The organism is Nocardia suismassiliense, from assembly GCF_900269665.1.
GTDB lineage: Bacteria > Actinomycetota > Actinomycetes > Mycobacteriales > Mycobacteriaceae > Nocardia > Nocardia suismassiliense.
In genome coordinates this window covers 5,315,117-5,330,071 of record NZ_LT985361.1, presented here as the reverse complement: position 1 = coordinate 5,330,071, position 14,955 = coordinate 5,315,117, and the positions used below count along the sequence as shown (strand labels likewise).

Below are 14,955 nucleotides of genomic sequence, written 5' to 3'. Positions count from 1 at the left end.
CGCCGGGATAGGCGCCGGCCGGTGACCGTGAAAACTCTTATCGGTGGGGCGCTGCGGACGGGCCCGGATAAGCACCGGCGGGGAGACCGGTGCCGCCCGCACGGAAGGCGCCGGGTGCATGCGTGACGGTCGGCTGGACGTACTCGCACAGACCTTCCTGCGCGTACTCCCGGCCGAAGCCACTGTTCTTGGTCCCGCCGAACGGCGCGCGCAGCGACATACCGGTGCGGTTGTGCGTATTGATGAAGGTGAAGCCCGCTTCGATGCGAGCGGCGACGGCGAAGGCCCGGTCCTCGTCGGCCGACCAGACCGATGCGGCCAGACCGAGCTCGGAATCATTGGCGCGCGCGAGGACCTCGGCCTCGTCGCGATAGGTGAGGATCGGCACTGCCGGGCCGAACTGCTCCGTGCGGACCAGATCCGCGTCGTCGGGTACCCGGAGCGCGAGTATCGGATCGAGGAAATATCCCTCGCCGGTCGGCGCGCAGGCGAGCGGGACGATCAGCGCACCGAGGTCCCTGGCGTCGGTGACCAGCCCGCGCATCCGTTCGGCGGCTGCCCGGGTAACTACCGGCCCCATGGTGACGGCTTGGTCGAGCGGATCGCCGACGAGCAGGATGCGTTGTGCGGCAGCAATATACGACTCCACGAATTCGGCGAGCCGAGTCTCCGGCACGTACAGCCGCTTCGCGGCCATGCATACCTGTCCGGCCGTAGCGAAAGAGGCGAGCACGAGTCGCTCGAAATCCACTGGGCTCAAGGCGAAGTCGTCCAGGAAAATCGCCGGATCATTACCGCCGAGCTCCAGCAGCACCGGCGTGATCGCCGCGCCTGCCGCCGCCGCGATCGCGCGTCCCGCCTGCGCACCGCCGGTGAAGGCGACCTTGCGCACCAGCGGATGGGTGATCAGCGCGTGCACCGTGTCCGGACCGCCGTGGATCACCGCGGTGGCGGGCAGCAATTCGGCGGCGACGGTAATGGCCAGTGGTGCCAGCGGCGACGGTTTGAGCACTACCGCATTGCCCGCGGCGAGCGCTGGACCGAGCTTGAGCATCGACAGAATGATCGGCGCGTTCCACGGCGTGATCGCGGCGACAACGCCGAAGGGGCTTGGCGACACCATGACTCGACCTTGCGCGTCGTCGGTCGTTCGGGGACAGAGCACTTCCGCCGCGTGCGCCCGTACCCAGCGCAAATAGATAGCGGCGAAACCGATCTCACCGCGGCAATCGGTGACGGGTTTACCGGTCTCGCGCGCCAGCAAGGTCGCCAACTCGGTAGTGCGGGCATCGAGGGCGTCGGCGGCACGGCCGAGCGCGGCCAGTCGAGCTTCGAGCGGTTGTTGCGACCATTCGCGAAACGCCGAGTGCGCCTTGTGCACAACGGCATCGACTGCATCGGGCTGCGTCGTGGTCACCGCCCCCACCATCTCCTGCGGCCGCGCCGGGTTCTCGCGTTCGATCCTCACGGCCGGATCTCCAGCGAGTCGAGCAAACAGGCCCGACGCAGATAGGTGCGGGCCGCGACCGGGTCGGCGGCCAGTTCACGTAGCTGCTCGCGGTGGCTCGCATCATCGCCGCGGAGCCGGTTCCAGTTGTCGTGGCTGGTGCGTTGCACGTGATCCACGGCGACGCGATGACGGTGCGCCGCAACCTCGTCGAGCCGCGCTTCGGGACCGCCTTCGATGACATCGGCCAGCGCGGACGCGAGTTGGACGGCGTCGTGGATGCCGCTGTTCATGCCCAGCCCGCCGAGTGGATTGTTGACATGGGCGGCGTCGCCGATCAGCAGCACGCGGCCGTGCCGGAACCGGTCGGCGACCCGCTGATGTACCCGATAGAGCGTGGCGTGCGCGATCCGCCACGGCCTGCCCAGATCGGCGACGGCCGCCAAACGGTCCGGCAGCCTGCGCAATTCGTTCGCGTCGTCGCTGTCGGCGGGCGTCGGCAGCAGCACCCGCCAATGCTCCGGTGTGCGCAGCAGCACCAGCCATTCGTCGGGATCGAAGACGTAGTTGATCGGTGCGACGCCGGGCAGCACGTCCGCCAGATCTTCCTCGACCGACGCAACCAGGAAGCGTTCCGGATAGGTGCTGCCACCGAATTCGACACCGAGGCCATGCCGGACGGCGGAGTGCGCACCATCCGCACCGATCACCCAGTTCGCGCGCACCGGCCCCTTGGCCGTCCGCAGCACCACCGCGTCTGCGGTGCTCAGTAACCCGTCGACGCGGTAGCCGAACCGCACGTCGGCGGCACCGAGGGCCTCGAGCAGCAGCGGCGTGAGTTTGCTCTGCTCGCATTGCACCCGGAACGGAAACGGGGTGTCCTCGGCCAGCACGGCGAGGTCGAGGGTGGCGATCTCACCGCCGCCACGCTCGCGGTACTGGAAGGTCGAGGCGACGATGCCCTGGTGCAGCAGCGCATCCAGGACACCCAGGTCGCGCAACATCTCCAGGGTCGGCGGATGAAAAGTGGACGCGCGCGACTCGGTGGCCAACTCCGCACCCTGCTCCAGCACCGTCACCGCGATCCCGCGGCGGGCCAGTGTCAGTGCGGCGGTGAGACCAACCGGCCCGGCCCCGACCACGACGACCGTCGGCGTGCTCATGACGTGTGCAGGGCGAAGCGCCCTTCGACGCCGACGACGCGTGCGCCGGTGAAGAAACGCAGCGTCTCCGCCGTGCCCTCCTCGCCGAGGCCGGACAGTCCCCACGCGGGCCGCGGTGTCATCAGGTGCAGGCTCATGATCGAGGAACCGTTCACCTTCACCTCGCCCGCCCGAATCTGCCGGGCGACGCCGAGCGCCTGTTGTTCGTCGGCACCGCAGACGTAGCCCTCGAGGCCGTAGGGCACGGCGTTGGCCAGCGCTACCGCCTCCTCGATCCGGCGGTAGGTGGTGACGCCGGCGATCGGCCCGAATACCTCGTCGCGCAGGTCGCCGTCGAGAAGCGTTGGGCAGAAGTAGTTTCCGTCTTCGGGCAGGACACCGAAGCTCCGCGACCCGCGGGCGGCGAGTGAAGACCGCAGCTGCTGAACATGTTTCGAGTGCACCAGCGGGCCGAACTCGGTCAGCGGATCCATCGGCGGCCCGACCCGCAGCGCCGCGAGTCGTTTACCGATGCCGTCGAGTAGCTCGTCCGCCCGGTCCGCCGGGAGGATCAATCTGCCCAGCGCCCGGCACCATTGGCCGTTCAACGTGGTCAGCAGTTCGGCGGCCATCCGCGTCGCGACATCGGGATCGGCGTCGGGCAGCACCACGAGCGGATTGTTGCCGCCCAGCTCGAGCTGGCAGGGGCGGAACATAGCGGCCGACGCCGTGGCGACCGAACGCCCGCCGGCCAGCCCGCCGGTGAACGAGACCGCCTTGATCCGGGACGCGGCGACCAGTTGCGCACCGACTTTCGCGCCGCCCTGCACCAGCTGGAACATGCCCGCGGGCACGTGCTCGGCGATCACCTCGGCCAGCACCACCGAGCTGTAGGGCGCGAGTTCGCTGACCTTCAGGATCACCGGACAGCCTGCGGCGAGTGCGTTGGCCACCTTGTGGGCGGCCATGGGAGCCGGCGCGTTCCACGGGACCAGGCACAGCGCCGGTCCCAGCGGCAGTCGCAGCACCTCGACGCCGTCCTGCTCCTGGCGCAATGCCCCGGACCGGATCTGCTCGGCCGCCAGCCGGAACGAACCCGACACGATCGGCCCCAGCAGGGTGGTCTGGGCGATCGGGACACCGGTCGCGCGGGCATCCAGTTCCGCGATCCAGGGCAGCTGTGCTTCCAGGTCGGCGGCGATCGCGTCCAGCACGGCGGGATCGATTCGGCCGGAGGCGGTTTCGGCGACTTCGAGTGCACGCTCGACCCGGTCGGTGGCGGTGGCAACGGCCCTGGCCACCGGTGCTCCGGTGGCCGGGTCCTCCAGCGCGACACCGAGATCCACCGACGGTGTGCCCCATTCGCCGTCGATCAGGTCGGCGATGGCGGGTAGTTCGGTGCTCACCGGTCCGCTCCAGCCGGTGCGGTGGCGAACAATTCGTTCGCCTTGGCGTCGGTGACGATGCGGGCCACCTCGAGCATGCCGCGCTCGGCCGGGAAGGTCATCACCAGGCCCATCGCCAGATCGCGCAGCGCACGCCCCGCCACCCCGCTCATCGCGGCGGCGGAGGTGCCGCCCGCCTTGAAAGCGCCGAGCGCCACCTGGAAACAGGCCTCGGTCACCGCACCCTTGCCGAGGCGCCACTGGGTGAACACCTCCTGCTTCGGTTTGAACGGCGGCTCCGCGGTCTCCACCGCGAGCTGATAGCGCAACCAGAGGTACGCGGTCTGCAACTGCCGGGTCATCTCGCCGATGAGCACCTGGTGCACCGGGGAGGACGCGATCGGATCGCCGGTATCGGCGAAGGTTTTCTTGGTCGCGGTGGCCAGCATCTCGTCGTAGACGTTCTGTGCGCAGCCGGTGTAGACCGCCGCGATGGCGAGTTGGTTGCCGACGAAACTGCCTCTGCTCATGCTGAGCATCTTCGTGAACGCGCCGGGCACCGCCAAGGCCTCGTCCTGCGGAATGAACACCTCGTCGAGCCGGATGCCGTTGTTGGCGGTCGCGCGCATGCCGAGGCCGTCCCAGGGGGCGCGCACGTGCACGCCGGGTGCGTCGCGGGGGACGAAGAAGGTCGCCAGCCCCTCGGCGGTGTCGTAGCCCTCGATTTTGGCGGAGGTGAGGTAGTAGTCGGCCACGCCGGTCGCGCAGCCGAAAGACTTCTCGCCCTGCAGGATCCAGCCGCCGTCGACCTTGCGGGCGGTCGTGGCGATGGTGATGTTCGCGGCGGCGGTCTTGATCGCCTCGGAGGCGAAATTGGCCAGCCAGCAGCCGTCGGCCATCCGGGTGAGCACCTTCTCGGCGAAGGCCCGCACCACGGCGATCTCGTCGTCGGCGAACAGTCCGGCATCGATCGCCTCGAGCGGTAGCAGACCGCGTGAGGCGCTGGTGTTGTGGAAGAAGTAGGCCAGCGCGGTGGACGGGCAGGCGGTGCCCATGGCGAAGGTCGCCGCGGCCAGATCGCGCAGCGTGCCACCGAGCCCGCCGAACTTCTCCGGCACCACCAGCCCGAGCAGTCCGGCATCGCGGAGCAGGTCGACGTGGGTGGGTGGGAAGGCGCCGAGTCGGTCGGCCTCCTCGGCGGCGGCACGCAGCGCGGGCAGCACGGCGTCGACCCGTTGTGCGCGTTCGCGTTCGGCGTCGGTCATATCTTCGACGAGTCGTGCACCGATCATCGGACCATCCTCTAACGGTCTGTATTGCTGTTTCGATAGTCGAAACATTGTTACGCACACGGTAACGCCGCGCCTCGGCGGCACGCAAGCCGTGATGGGGATGGTGTTTCCCATCGGGAAATGCACCGCCTACACTCGAGGCGTGTCCGAAACCGAATCCGACAACCAGAGCCGGTCGATCGCGGCGGTCGAACGCGCCATGGATGTGCTGTTGCTGTTCGGCCGCAGCGGCAGGTCCGACCTCGGCGTCACCGAGATCGCCACCGAGCTCGGCATCACCAAGGCGGCGGTGCACCGCATCCTCACCGCCCTGCGCAACCGCGACCTCATCGCCCTCGAACCCACCACCCGTCGTTACGCGCTCGGCCACGCCGCCATCGCGCTCGGCCGGGCCTACCTGGCGCGCACCGATCTTCGGGTGATGGCCGCGCCGGAACTGCGCAGGCTGGCGTCGGTGACCGGCGAGACCGCGACGCTGTCGATCCGGCGCGGCGACACCCGGATGTACGTGGATCAGGTTGTGCCGGACCAGGAACTGCGCATGGAGGTCGCCCTCGGCGTGCCGTACCCGCTCTACGCGGGCAGCTCCTCCAAGGTGATCCTGGCGATGCTGCGTAAGGAGGAGATCGACGAGTACCTGAGCAGGCACCAGCTCACCGCCTTCACCGACGCGACGATCACCTCCGTCCGCAAACTGCGCACCGAACTGAACGCCACCAAGAAGCGCGGCTACGCGATCTCGATGGGGGAACGCCAGATCGGGGCCGCGTCCCTCGCCGCGCCGATCCTCGACCACGACGGTGGCGTGGTGGCCGCGATCAGCGTGTGCGGGCCGCTCTCCCGGTTCCAGCCGCGGATGGACGAGTACGTGCCGATGCTGCTGAAGGCGGCCGGCGCGGTCTCCGCTCAGCTCGGCTACACGCCGTAACCACCGCTCATAGTGCGGCACCGGGCTTGAACACACCCAGTGCCGCCGCGGCGAGCACGCTGCCCCAGATCAGCCACACGTACGGCAGGCAACCGTCGACGCTGCGCCGCAGGGTGCGCTCGACGGGCTCGCTGGACCCTGTGGTCATCAGCGTGCCGAAGGCGGGGCCGAAGGGGCGCAACGTCATTCGGATGCCCAGCCCGGCCGCGATGGCGAGCGTGTAGAGCAGGATCTTGCCGCCGAGCCAGCGTGGATTGGTGGTGACACCGAACGGCTCGTGCGCGAGCAGGGCATAGACGCCGGATCCGGTCATCGCCGTGATGACCGCGAACCGCAGGAAGAGGTCGGCTCGGCGGACTGCGGCGAGTTGCCCGTGGGTACGGTGCGCGAGCACGGTGAGCGTCAACCATACGGCGGCGAAGATCCACACCGCGGTGACGAACCACCAAGGGAACAAGTCGATTCCGAATGCGCTGGCGCCGTGCGGTTCCAGCGCCATCAGTGTGATGCCACTGGGTAGGAACAGCACCAGACAGATCTTGGGCGCGAGATCCAGGCCACTCATGATGGACAGCGCGGTCGCGCGAGCGGGCGGGGTGAGTGCGGGGTTGATGACGAATCGGCTGGAATAGAAGACGCCGAGATCGCCACCCAGCCAGAATACGAACAGCACCAGATGCAGCACGATCCACCAGCCGTGCGGGTGTGGGCCCATGGGAATCCTCTTGTCCGCTAGACGAGTTCCGCGCCGTCGGCGGTCTCGGGAGTGTTGTATTCATTGCCGACTGCTGAGCGCAAGACGGCCAGCGCCTCCGTGCGGCTCAGCACGTCGGCGTACTTGATGTCCAGGTCGAGCAGATTGGCCTCGTGTAAGGCGGTGGTGCGATCTCCGCAGGCCTCGGCGACGATCAGCGGCCGGAAACCGTGCTGGAGTGCGTCGGTCGCCGAGGCGCGCACGCACCCGCTGGTGGTGAGGCCGACGATGACGAGGGTGTCGATGCGGCGTGCGGTCAGGAGCGCGGCCAGTGGAGTGGCGTGGAAGGCGCTGGCGTACTGCTTGGTGATCACCAAGTCTCCGGCGACCGGTGCGGGATCATCGAGAAAGTCGCCGAGCGGGTTGCCCGCCTCGAATACCCGCAGCACCGGCACCTTTCGGCGGAACAGGCCGCCGTCCGGACCGCCGGGTTCGAAGCGGACCCGGGTGAAGATCACCGGCAAGCCGGATTCTCTTGCCTGAGCAACGATTTCGTCGGCTGCGCGCACTGCGTCGGCTACCGGTGCGTACAGCGGCGAGTCCTCGTTGACGTAGGCGGCGCAGATATCGATCACCAGCACGGCGGGGGAGTCGCCCGCGCCGAGGCGAGCGCTGTAGCCGGAGCGGCGGGACTCGCCGGATCGCTCGGTCACCGGGCGGTTTTCAGATGATGCCATCGGCGCTGAGCTGTTCGATCGTGTCCGGGCAGAGGCCGAGCAGGTCGCCGTAGACGTCCTGGTTGTGCTCGCCGAGCGCCGGTCCGGGATGGCGTACCGCGCCGGGTGTCTCGCTCAACTTCGGGAAGACGTTCTGCATCGGCAGTTCGCCGAACTCCGGATGTGTCAGTCGCACAATGGCTTCGCGGGCGGCGAAGTGCGGGTCGGCGAACATGTCGCGCGCGGTGAAGATACGGCCCGCGGGGACGCCCGCCGCGTGCAGCCGGTCGAGCAGGTCGCCGGTTCCGATGGTCGCCGTCCAGCTGGCGATCAGTTCGTCCAGTTCGGCCATCCGCGCGCCGCGGGCGGTATGGGTGGCATACCTTTCGTCGGTAGCGAGTTCGGGGCGGCCCATTGCCGTGGCCAGCCGAGCGAAAACGGTGTCCTGGTTGGCGGCGACGAGAATCATCTCGCCGCCCGCGGTGGGATAGACGTTGCTGGGGGCGACATTCGGCAGCACCGGTCCGGTGCGTTCGCGCTGGTAGCCGGTCACCGCCCACTCCGGCAGCAGGGACTCCATCATCGCCAGTACCGCCTCGTAGATGGCCGAATCGACCATCTGGCCGCGTCCGGTGTTCGTGCGGTGGTGCACCGCGGCGAGGGTGCCGATGGTGGCGAAGACCGCAGCGAGCGAGTCACCGAGGGAGATACCGGTTCTGGCGGGGGCGTGCTCGGGATCGCCGGTGACATAACGAATGCCACCCATGGCCTCGCCGATCGAGCCGTAGCCGGCGCGGGGCGCGTACGGGCCGGTCTGGCCGTAACCCGTGACTCGGGTCATGATCAGTTCCGGATGGTGCTCGCGCAGACGGTCGAACCCGAGGTTCCAGCGTTCCATGGTGCCGGGCCGGAAGTTCTCGATGACGATGTCCGCGCGGTCGATGAGCTGCCGCGCGAGCCGTTGCCCGGCTTCGTCGCGAAGGTTGCAGGTCACCGACTTCTTGTTCCTGGCGACCACCGGCCACCACAGCGATTTGCCCTGCGACTGTTCCCGGCCCCATTGCCGCATCGGGTCACCCGTGCCGGGCGCTTCGAGTTTGATCACCTCGGCGCCGAGATCGCCGAGCAGCTGACCACAGAACGGCCCGGCGAGCAGTTGTCCCATCTCGACCACCCGCAGATCGGCAAGCGGCCCTGTCGATTTCGTCGCCTCGACTGCCATGTGGCGGGTCTCCATCCTGTTGCACCCCGGAGGTTCAATTTGGATACAATGTATCCCTCAGTGGAACACGGCCGCAAGGTGAGTTGGAGGATCTGTGAACGTCACGCTGGTCGAGGTCGCCCCGAGGGACGGCTTGCAGAACGAGCCGGAAATGCTCGCCGCCGACGACAAGGTCGAGCTGGTTCGGCGCAGCGTCGATGCGGGGTTGCGGCGGATCGAGGCGGTGAGCTTCGTGAACCCGCGCCGGGTGCCGCAGATGGCGGATGCGGAGGCGGTCATGGCTGGGGTGCCGCGAATCGATGGAGTGTCCTATGCCGGGCTGGTATTCAACGACCGTGGATTGGATCGCGCGCTGGCGGCGGGTGTCGATGAGATCAATGTTGTTGTGGTGGCGACGGATTCGTTCAGTCGACGCAATCAGGGGTGTTCGACCTTGGAGGGTGTAGAGCGGTGGGCGCAGCTGGCGGCCAGGGCGCGGGAGGCCGGGTTGCTGCGGACGGTGACCATCGCGGCGGCGTTCGGTTGTCCGTTCGACGGGGAAGTATCCGAATCGACTGTGCTGGAACTGATTCGCCGCGTCGCCGGGGCGGGGCCGGGCGAGATCGCGGTGGCCGACACCATCGGTGTCGGGACACCGGATCAGGTACGCGCGCTGGTGGCCGGTGCGGCGGCGATCGCGCCGGAGGTCGGCCTGCGTTGTCATTTCCACAACACCCGAAACACCGGCTACGCCAATGCTGTAGCGGCGTTGGAGGCTGGTGTCCGGGTGCTGGATGCCAGCACCGGGGGCATCGGCGGATGTCCGTTCGCGCCGGCCGCGACCGGCAATATCGCCACCGAGGATCTGCTGTACAGCTTGGATCGGATGGGGATCGAGACCGGTGTGCGGATCGAGCCGGTCATCGAAACCGGTTCGTGGCTGGGCGAATTGCTCGGTAAGCCGGTGCCTGCCTTGCTCGGCCGGGCCGGCCTGTTCCCGGCGCCGTCACGTCCGCAGCAGTGACATCAGCTCGTCGAGGTCTCGTTGTTCGGCGAGGCCGAACACCACTTTGCTGATCCGGTCCGCTTGATCTGCCGACAGCTTGTGTTCGGTATTCAGGCGGAACTTGGTGGCGAGCTCGTCTTCGGACAGTGGATTGCCGGGGCCGCCCCGGTTGCTCTCGACCCGCTCGGTACGGACGCTGCCGTCGCGCAGCCACGCGGTGAGCACGGCCGGAAACTGGTGCGGGAAGATGGCGTCGCAGCGTGCGTCCGCGACACAGGTGACGCGGGCGGCCAGGGCCAGCCGTTCCGCGTCGGCGGCCGCGGCGTCGGTGAAGTCTTCGTGGAAGACGCCGAGACCGCCACCGCCGAGCAATGCGGCGGCGATGGTGTAGGGGCCGGAGAAGGCGGCGTGGTAGCCGGACTGCGGGCGGATCTTCTCCGCGTGTGGCTCACCGATGGTGCGCAACACCGCCGTTGGTGCACCGAGTTCGAGGCGAACGATATCGGCGGCGGTGATGCCCGCGGCGCGCAGCCGCAGTGCCGCGTCGATCCCGGCGTGGGTGAAATGGTTGCAGGGATAGGGCTTGAAGACCACCTTCGGCAACTCCCAGTGCTCGCCCAGGCCGGCGAGAATGGCAGCCGGATTGCATTGATCGCCGCAGAACGCTTGGAGTAGACCGAATCTGCCCTCGAAGACGGTCGGCGGACCGGTCAGTCCGGCGCGGGCGAGCCCGGCCGCGGTGACGGCGGCGTGTGCGGCCCAGCCGCAGTGCACCCGCTTCACGGTGCCGCCGGTTCGGTTGGCTTCCAGCAGGCCCGACCCCATGCTCGCCGCGATAGCGATCGCGTGCGCGATGGTGTCGGCGTCGGCTCCGGCGAGCATGGCGGCGGCTGCGGCACCACCGAGCGTGCCGCAGATGGCGGTCGCGTGCAGGCCACGCTCGAAGAAGATCGAATTGCCAAGCGCCGCATCGTAACCAGCCATGCCGACGCGGACCGACAACTCGATCCCGGCCGCGACGGCGTCGAGTAGCGCGGCGCCGCTGGCTTTCCGGGCTTCGGCGACGGCGAGGGCGGCCGGGACCACAGTCGCCGAGGGATGTAAGACCGACGGCAGGTGGGTGTCGTCGAAATCCAATGCGTGCGCGAGGGTTCCGCCGAGTAGTGCCGCACTCGCGGCAGGCCACCGACCGGGTAACCCGAGAACCGTAGCTTGCGGCGTGCCGCCCCATTCCTCGACGACGGTACGCACCGCCTGGACGGCCGGCGCTTCGAGCGCGGCGAGGCTGTTGCCGAGTGCGTCGAGCACCCGCTGGGCGGCGTTCGCGCGCAAGGCGGGACCGACGCCGTCGTCGCGGGCGGACACGGCGAAGGCGGCCAGCCGTTGCACGATGGTTGCCTCGTTCATCGGCCGACCGCCGCGAGCGGACGGATGGGGGAGCCGGTGCCGCCCACGATGCGTAAGGGTGCCAGCAGGAAAGTGAACTCGCCGAGCCCGGTCAGCGCGAGGTCTTCCAGTGCGAGGTGCTCCATGATGTAGATGCCGGATTCGACGAGCAGCACCTGGTGCACGGGTAGCACGCTGTGACCGGCGCCGGGCGGAATGCATTCGTACGCGGTGGTATCCGAGCCGGTCGCCACGATTCCGCGCGCGGCGAGCCACTGTGCCGCGGCGACACCGACCCCCGGGACGCCCGTTTCCTTGCCCAGATAGGCGTCGGGTTCGCCGAACAGTAGCGACCATCCGGTGCGGATCAGCACGACGTCACCTGCCGCCACCTCGATCCGTGCTTGCCGGGCTGCCGTGTCCAAGTCGGCCACCGTGATCTCGTAACCGCCGGGGAGCGTGTCGGTTTCGTGGGCGGCGGCGATGTCCAGCAGTACGCCGCGGCACAGCAATCCGGGGAGGTGCTCAGCGCCGTGGGCGGTGAACCTGCCGCCGCGTTGGGCCTCCTGTGCGTCGACGCCGCCGTGCAGTGCGCCGTGCTGGCTGACGTGACTGAGCGCGTCGATGTGGGTGCCGACGTGCCCACCGGTCACGATGATCTCGTTGGCGGCCGAGCCGCCGTCGGGGCGCACCAGGTCACCGTGTCTGCGCGCCAACGTCATCCGGAAGCCGGGGTGGTTCGGTGAGCAGGGCATGCCGGTGAAGAACGGCTGGCCCAATTCGATCAGGCGAATGCCGCCACGCACCGCCGCGAGCAGCGGGTCAACGGTTGTCGGCCGGTGGGTGGCCCGTGGGTGCGTCATCGGATCACCCCGGCGGCGCGGAGCTCGGCCCGCTCGTTCGCGTCGACGCCGTAGCGTGCGAGCACCTCGTCGGTGTGTGCGCCCAAAGGTGGCCCGGTCCACCGTATTTCGCCTGGAGTCTCGGAAAGCCGGAACAAGATGTTCTGCATGCGCACGGTGCCGAGCTCCGCGTCCGGTAATGCGATGATCGAACCCAGCGCCCGGTACTGGGGATCCTCCAGCACGTCGGCGGCCGTGTAGATCGGGGCCACCGCGGCCTCGGCCTTTTCGAAGGCGCGTACCACCTCCTCGGTGCTGTGCCGACTGATCCAGCCGCCCACCGCCGCGTCGAGTTCGTCTGCGTGCCTGGCTCTTTGGGCGCCCGAGGCGAACCACGGCTGATCGATGAGATCGGGGCGGCCGACCAGCCACAGCACCCGCTCGGCGACCGACTGGGCGCTGGTGGAGACCGCGACCCAGCCGCCGTCGGCGGTGCGATAGGTGTTGCGCGGTGCGTTGTTCGAGGAACGGTTGCCCATGCGCGGCTGCAACTCGCCCAGCTGGTCGTAGGCGATGATCTGCGGTCCGAGCAGCGTGAGGATCGGTTCGATGATGGCCAGGTCGACTTCTTGGCCGGTGCCGTCGCGGTCTCTGGCGCGCAACGCTGTCATGATCGCGAATGCCGTTGTCAATGCCGCGATTCCGTCGGCGAGGCCGAACGGGGGAAGAGTAGGCGGGCCGTCCGCCTCGCCTGTTACGGCGGCGAATCCGCTCATCGCCTCGGCCAGGGTGCCGAAGCCGGGACGCCTTGCGTACGGCCCGATCTGTCCGAAGCCGGTGACCCTGGCCAGCACCAGCCGTGGGTTCAGCGCGCGGAGCTCGGGATAGCCGAGGCCCCAACGTTCCAGGGTGCCCGGGCGGAAGTTCTCGATCACCACGTCCGCCTCGGCGACCATGCGCCGGAAGATCTCTTGGCCTTGCGGCGCACCGAGATACAGCGTCACCGATTTCTTGCCGCGTCCGAGCATCTTCCACCACAGGCCGACGCCGTCGCGCTGGGCGCCGTGGCTGCGCACCGGATCGCCGTTCGGATGCTCGACTTTGATGACGTCGGCGCCGAAGTCGGCCAGCAGCGTGCCTGCCAGGGGACCGGCGAACAGTGTCGCCACATCGAGCACTCGGATTCCGGCCAGCGGTTGCGTCATCGCCAACTCCTTAGTGCCGCGACACGTTTCGCTCAGCGAAACGCTGATGCGGGATCGCGGCATTGACTACCAGCGCATGCTACTGCGATGATCGCCGAAATGGTAACTGCGTTTCGCGTAGAGAAACTGGAGGGCTGCCGTGCCCGCGACCGAACTGCTGATCCGCAACGCCCGCGTGGTCCGTCCCGGCGATCCCGCGTCGGACGATCCCGCGCTCGCCGACATCGCCGTCGCCGACGGCCGGATTGTTGCGATCGGGCTCGGCCTGCCGGTCGACGACCAGACGCGTATCGTGGACGCGGGTGGGCTGCTCGCATTCCCCGGCGTGGTCGACGCGCATCAGCACTGGGGCATCTACCGGGATCTCGCCGACGACACCGCGAGCGAAAGCCGTGCTTGCGCACAGGGCGGGGTCACCACCTCGTTGACGTACATGCGCACCGGCCGCTATTACCTCAACCGCGGTGGGCCCTATCGGGAGTTCGTGCCCGAGGTCCTCGACCGGATGGCCGGGCGATCACACGTGGACTACGGCCTGCACCTGGCGCCGATGACCGCCGAGCACATCGAGGAAATCCCTTACCTGGTCGAAGAATTCGGCGTCACGTCGTTCAAGATCTTTATGTTCTACGGCGGCCACGGCCTGCACGGTCGATCTTCGGATCAGTCCTCGTTCCTGATGATTCCGCCGAACGAACGCTACGACCTCGCGCATTTCGAGTTCGTGATGCGTGGTATCGAGCGGGCCCGTGCACAATCGGGTCAGCCTCTGTCCCTGTCGCTGCACTGCGAAACCGCAGAGATCATGGCCGCGTACACCGCTCTGGTCGAGCAGGACCGCACGCAAACCGGCCTGCGCGCCTACAGTGCCTCGCGCCCTGCGCACAGCGAAGGCCTGGCGATCACCATGGCGTCCTACCTCGCGCACGAGACAGGCCTGGCCGACATCAACCTGCTACACCTGTCCTCCGCGAAAGCCGTCGCGGCCGCACTGACGATGGCACAGGCCTTCCCGCACGTGAACTTCCGCCGCGAGGTCACCATCGGCCACCTGCTCGCCGACGTCGACACCGCCCACGGCATCGGCGGCAAGGTCAATCCTCCCTTGCGGGAGCGAGCCGACGTCGAAGCGCTATGGCAACACCTGCTGGCGGGCGAAATCGACTGGGTGGTAAGCGATCACGCATGCTGCCGCGACGAAGCCAAATTCGGCGCCGACCGCGACGACGTCTTCCTCGCCAAATCCGGCTTCGGCGGCGCCGAATACCTCCTCCCCGGTTTGATCGGCGAAGGCCGGAGACGCGGCCTTTCCCTACACCGAATCGCCGAACTCACCGCCACCAACCCCGCCCGCCGCTACGGCCTGACCCGCAAGGGAACCCTCGCCGAAGGCTACGACGCCGACATCGTCCTGGTCGACCCCGCCGCCCACTGGACCGTCCACGCCGCAGACTCCGAATCCGCCCAGGAATACACCCCCTTCGAAGGCTTCGCCATGACCGCAAAGGTCACCGACGTCTTCCTCCGCGGCAACCGAATAGTCCACAACGGCAAGGTCCAAAACACCCCCCAAGGCAACTACCTCCACCGCACCACCCCTTAACCCCGCACTCTCTCTCGGGATCCGCACTGACTACGGACGCCCCTAATGGGTGCGGATCCCGAGAGAGAGTGCGGCTGCCGCTCCCAAGCGAGTGCAGATCCCGAGAAT

The 14,955-nt window shown here is 68.2% G+C and carries 13 protein-coding genes; 3 read left to right on the top strand and 10 right to left on the bottom strand.

Going from position 1 to position 14,955, the window contains the following annotated elements; all coding sequences use genetic code 11:
• Nucleotides 1-37: 37 nt before the first annotated feature.
• The 4 genes from DBO33_RS23665 to DBO33_RS23650 are packed head-to-tail and all read right to left on the bottom strand — an operon-like array spanning nucleotide 38 to nucleotide 5,266.
• Nucleotides 38-1,468, bottom strand: coding sequence for an aldehyde dehydrogenase family protein (locus DBO33_RS23665; RefSeq protein WP_107657010.1), 1,431 nt, complete (start codon nucleotides 1,466-1,468; stop codon nucleotides 38-40).
• The gene (locus DBO33_RS23660; protein WP_107657009.1) at nucleotides 1,465-2,610 is read right to left on the bottom strand and encodes an FAD-dependent oxidoreductase; all 1,146 of its coding nucleotides are present in this window, start codon (nucleotides 2,608-2,610) and stop codon (nucleotides 1,465-1,467) included. The genes DBO33_RS23665 and DBO33_RS23660 overlap by 4 nt, the downstream gene beginning before the upstream one ends.
• Nucleotides 2,607-3,995 carry an aldehyde dehydrogenase family protein gene (locus tag DBO33_RS23655; protein WP_107657008.1) on the bottom strand — a complete coding sequence of 463 codons (1,389 nt, stop codon included), beginning with the start codon at nucleotides 3,993-3,995 and terminating at the stop codon, nucleotides 2,607-2,609. Before DBO33_RS23655 ends, DBO33_RS23660 begins: the two co-directional genes overlap by 4 nt.
• Entirely contained in the window at nucleotides 3,992-5,266 is a 1,275-nt protein-coding gene (locus DBO33_RS23650) for an acyl-CoA dehydrogenase family protein (protein ID WP_234391000.1), read from the bottom strand. Before DBO33_RS23650 ends, DBO33_RS23655 begins: the two co-directional genes overlap by 4 nt.
• 142 nt (nucleotides 5,267-5,408) lie before the next feature.
• On the opposite strand from DBO33_RS23650, the gene DBO33_RS23645 reads away from it, so the two are divergent.
• On the top strand, nucleotides 5,409-6,194 hold the full coding sequence (locus DBO33_RS23645) for an IclR family transcriptional regulator (RefSeq protein WP_107660532.1): 786 nt from the start codon (nucleotides 5,409-5,411) through the stop codon (nucleotides 6,192-6,194).
• Between the two features lie 7 nt (nucleotides 6,195-6,201).
• Here the strand turns inward: DBO33_RS23645 and DBO33_RS23640 are convergent, their stop codons facing one another.
• From DBO33_RS23640 to DBO33_RS23630, 3 genes are read right to left on the bottom strand one after another with little or no spacing between them, the layout of a single operon-like run.
• Nucleotides 6,202-6,909: a hypothetical protein gene (locus tag DBO33_RS23640; RefSeq protein WP_107657007.1), complete on the bottom strand. Its 708-nt coding sequence runs from the start codon at nucleotides 6,907-6,909 to the stop codon at nucleotides 6,202-6,204.
• A 17-nt stretch (nucleotides 6,910-6,926) separates the two neighbouring features.
• Complete coding sequence (locus DBO33_RS23635) at nucleotides 6,927-7,601, bottom strand: isochorismatase family protein (protein WP_234390999.1); 675 nt, start codon at nucleotides 7,599-7,601, stop codon at nucleotides 6,927-6,929.
• Nucleotides 7,602-7,611: 10 nt separating this feature from the next.
• Nucleotides 7,612-8,826: a CaiB/BaiF CoA transferase family protein gene (locus DBO33_RS23630; RefSeq protein WP_107657005.1), complete on the bottom strand. Its 1,215-nt coding sequence runs from the start codon at nucleotides 8,824-8,826 to the stop codon at nucleotides 7,612-7,614.
• Between the two features lie 94 nt (nucleotides 8,827-8,920).
• Between DBO33_RS23630 and DBO33_RS23625 the strand changes: the two genes are divergently transcribed.
• Nucleotides 8,921-9,829, top strand: coding sequence for a hydroxymethylglutaryl-CoA lyase (locus tag DBO33_RS23625; protein ID WP_107657004.1), 909 nt, complete (start codon nucleotides 8,921-8,923; stop codon nucleotides 9,827-9,829).
• On the opposite strand, the gene DBO33_RS23620 is transcribed toward DBO33_RS23625, so the two are convergent.
• From DBO33_RS23620 to DBO33_RS23610, 3 genes are read right to left on the bottom strand one after another with little or no spacing between them, the layout of a single operon-like run.
• Nucleotides 9,812-11,218, bottom strand: a complete 1,407-nt coding sequence (locus tag DBO33_RS23620; RefSeq protein ID WP_199856728.1) for an MmgE/PrpD family protein — start codon at nucleotides 11,216-11,218, stop codon at nucleotides 9,812-9,814. The genes DBO33_RS23625 and DBO33_RS23620 overlap by 18 nt on opposite strands.
• Nucleotides 11,215-12,060: a cyclase family protein gene (locus DBO33_RS23615; protein ID WP_107657003.1), complete on the bottom strand. Its 846-nt coding sequence runs from the start codon at nucleotides 12,058-12,060 to the stop codon at nucleotides 11,215-11,217. The genes DBO33_RS23620 and DBO33_RS23615 overlap by 4 nt, the downstream gene beginning before the upstream one ends.
• Nucleotides 12,057-13,244, bottom strand: coding sequence for a CaiB/BaiF CoA transferase family protein (locus DBO33_RS23610; RefSeq protein ID WP_107657002.1), 1,188 nt, complete (start codon nucleotides 13,242-13,244; stop codon nucleotides 12,057-12,059). The genes DBO33_RS23615 and DBO33_RS23610 overlap by 4 nt, the downstream gene beginning before the upstream one ends.
• A gap of 139 nt (nucleotides 13,245-13,383) precedes the next feature.
• On the opposite strand from DBO33_RS23610, the gene DBO33_RS23605 reads away from it, so the two are divergent.
• Complete coding sequence (locus tag DBO33_RS23605) at nucleotides 13,384-14,847, top strand: dihydroorotase (RefSeq protein ID WP_107657001.1); 1,464 nt, start codon at nucleotides 13,384-13,386, stop codon at nucleotides 14,845-14,847.
• The last annotated feature ends 108 nt before the right edge of the window (nucleotides 14,848-14,955 follow it).

What these genes read in the sequence shown, in the direction of transcription:
- DBO33_RS23660 (WP_107657009.1), bottom strand. Translation starts at nt 2,610, where the DNA reads ATGAGCACGCCGACGGTCGTCGTGGTCGGGGCCGGGCCGGTTGGTCTC.
- DBO33_RS23650 (WP_234391000.1), bottom strand. Translation starts at nt 5,266, where the DNA reads ATGATCGGTGCACGACTCGTCGAAGATATGACCGACGCCGAACGCGAA.
- DBO33_RS23640 (WP_107657007.1), bottom strand. Translation starts at nt 6,909, where the DNA reads ATGGGCCCACACCCGCACGGCTGGTGGATCGTGCTGCATCTGGTGCTG.
- DBO33_RS23630 (WP_107657005.1), bottom strand. Translation starts at nt 8,826, where the DNA reads ATGGCAGTCGAGGCGACGAAATCGACAGGGCCGCTTGCCGATCTGCGG.
- DBO33_RS23620 (WP_199856728.1), bottom strand. Translation starts at nt 11,218, where the DNA reads ATGAACGAGGCAACCATCGTGCAACGGCTGGCCGCCTTCGCCGTGTCC.
- DBO33_RS23615 (WP_107657003.1), bottom strand. Translation starts at nt 12,060, where the DNA reads ATGACGCACCCACGGGCCACCCACCGGCCGACAACCGTTGACCCGCTG.
- DBO33_RS23610 (WP_107657002.1), bottom strand. Translation starts at nt 13,244, where the DNA reads ATGACGCAACCGCTGGCCGGAATCCGAGTGCTCGATGTGGCGACACTG.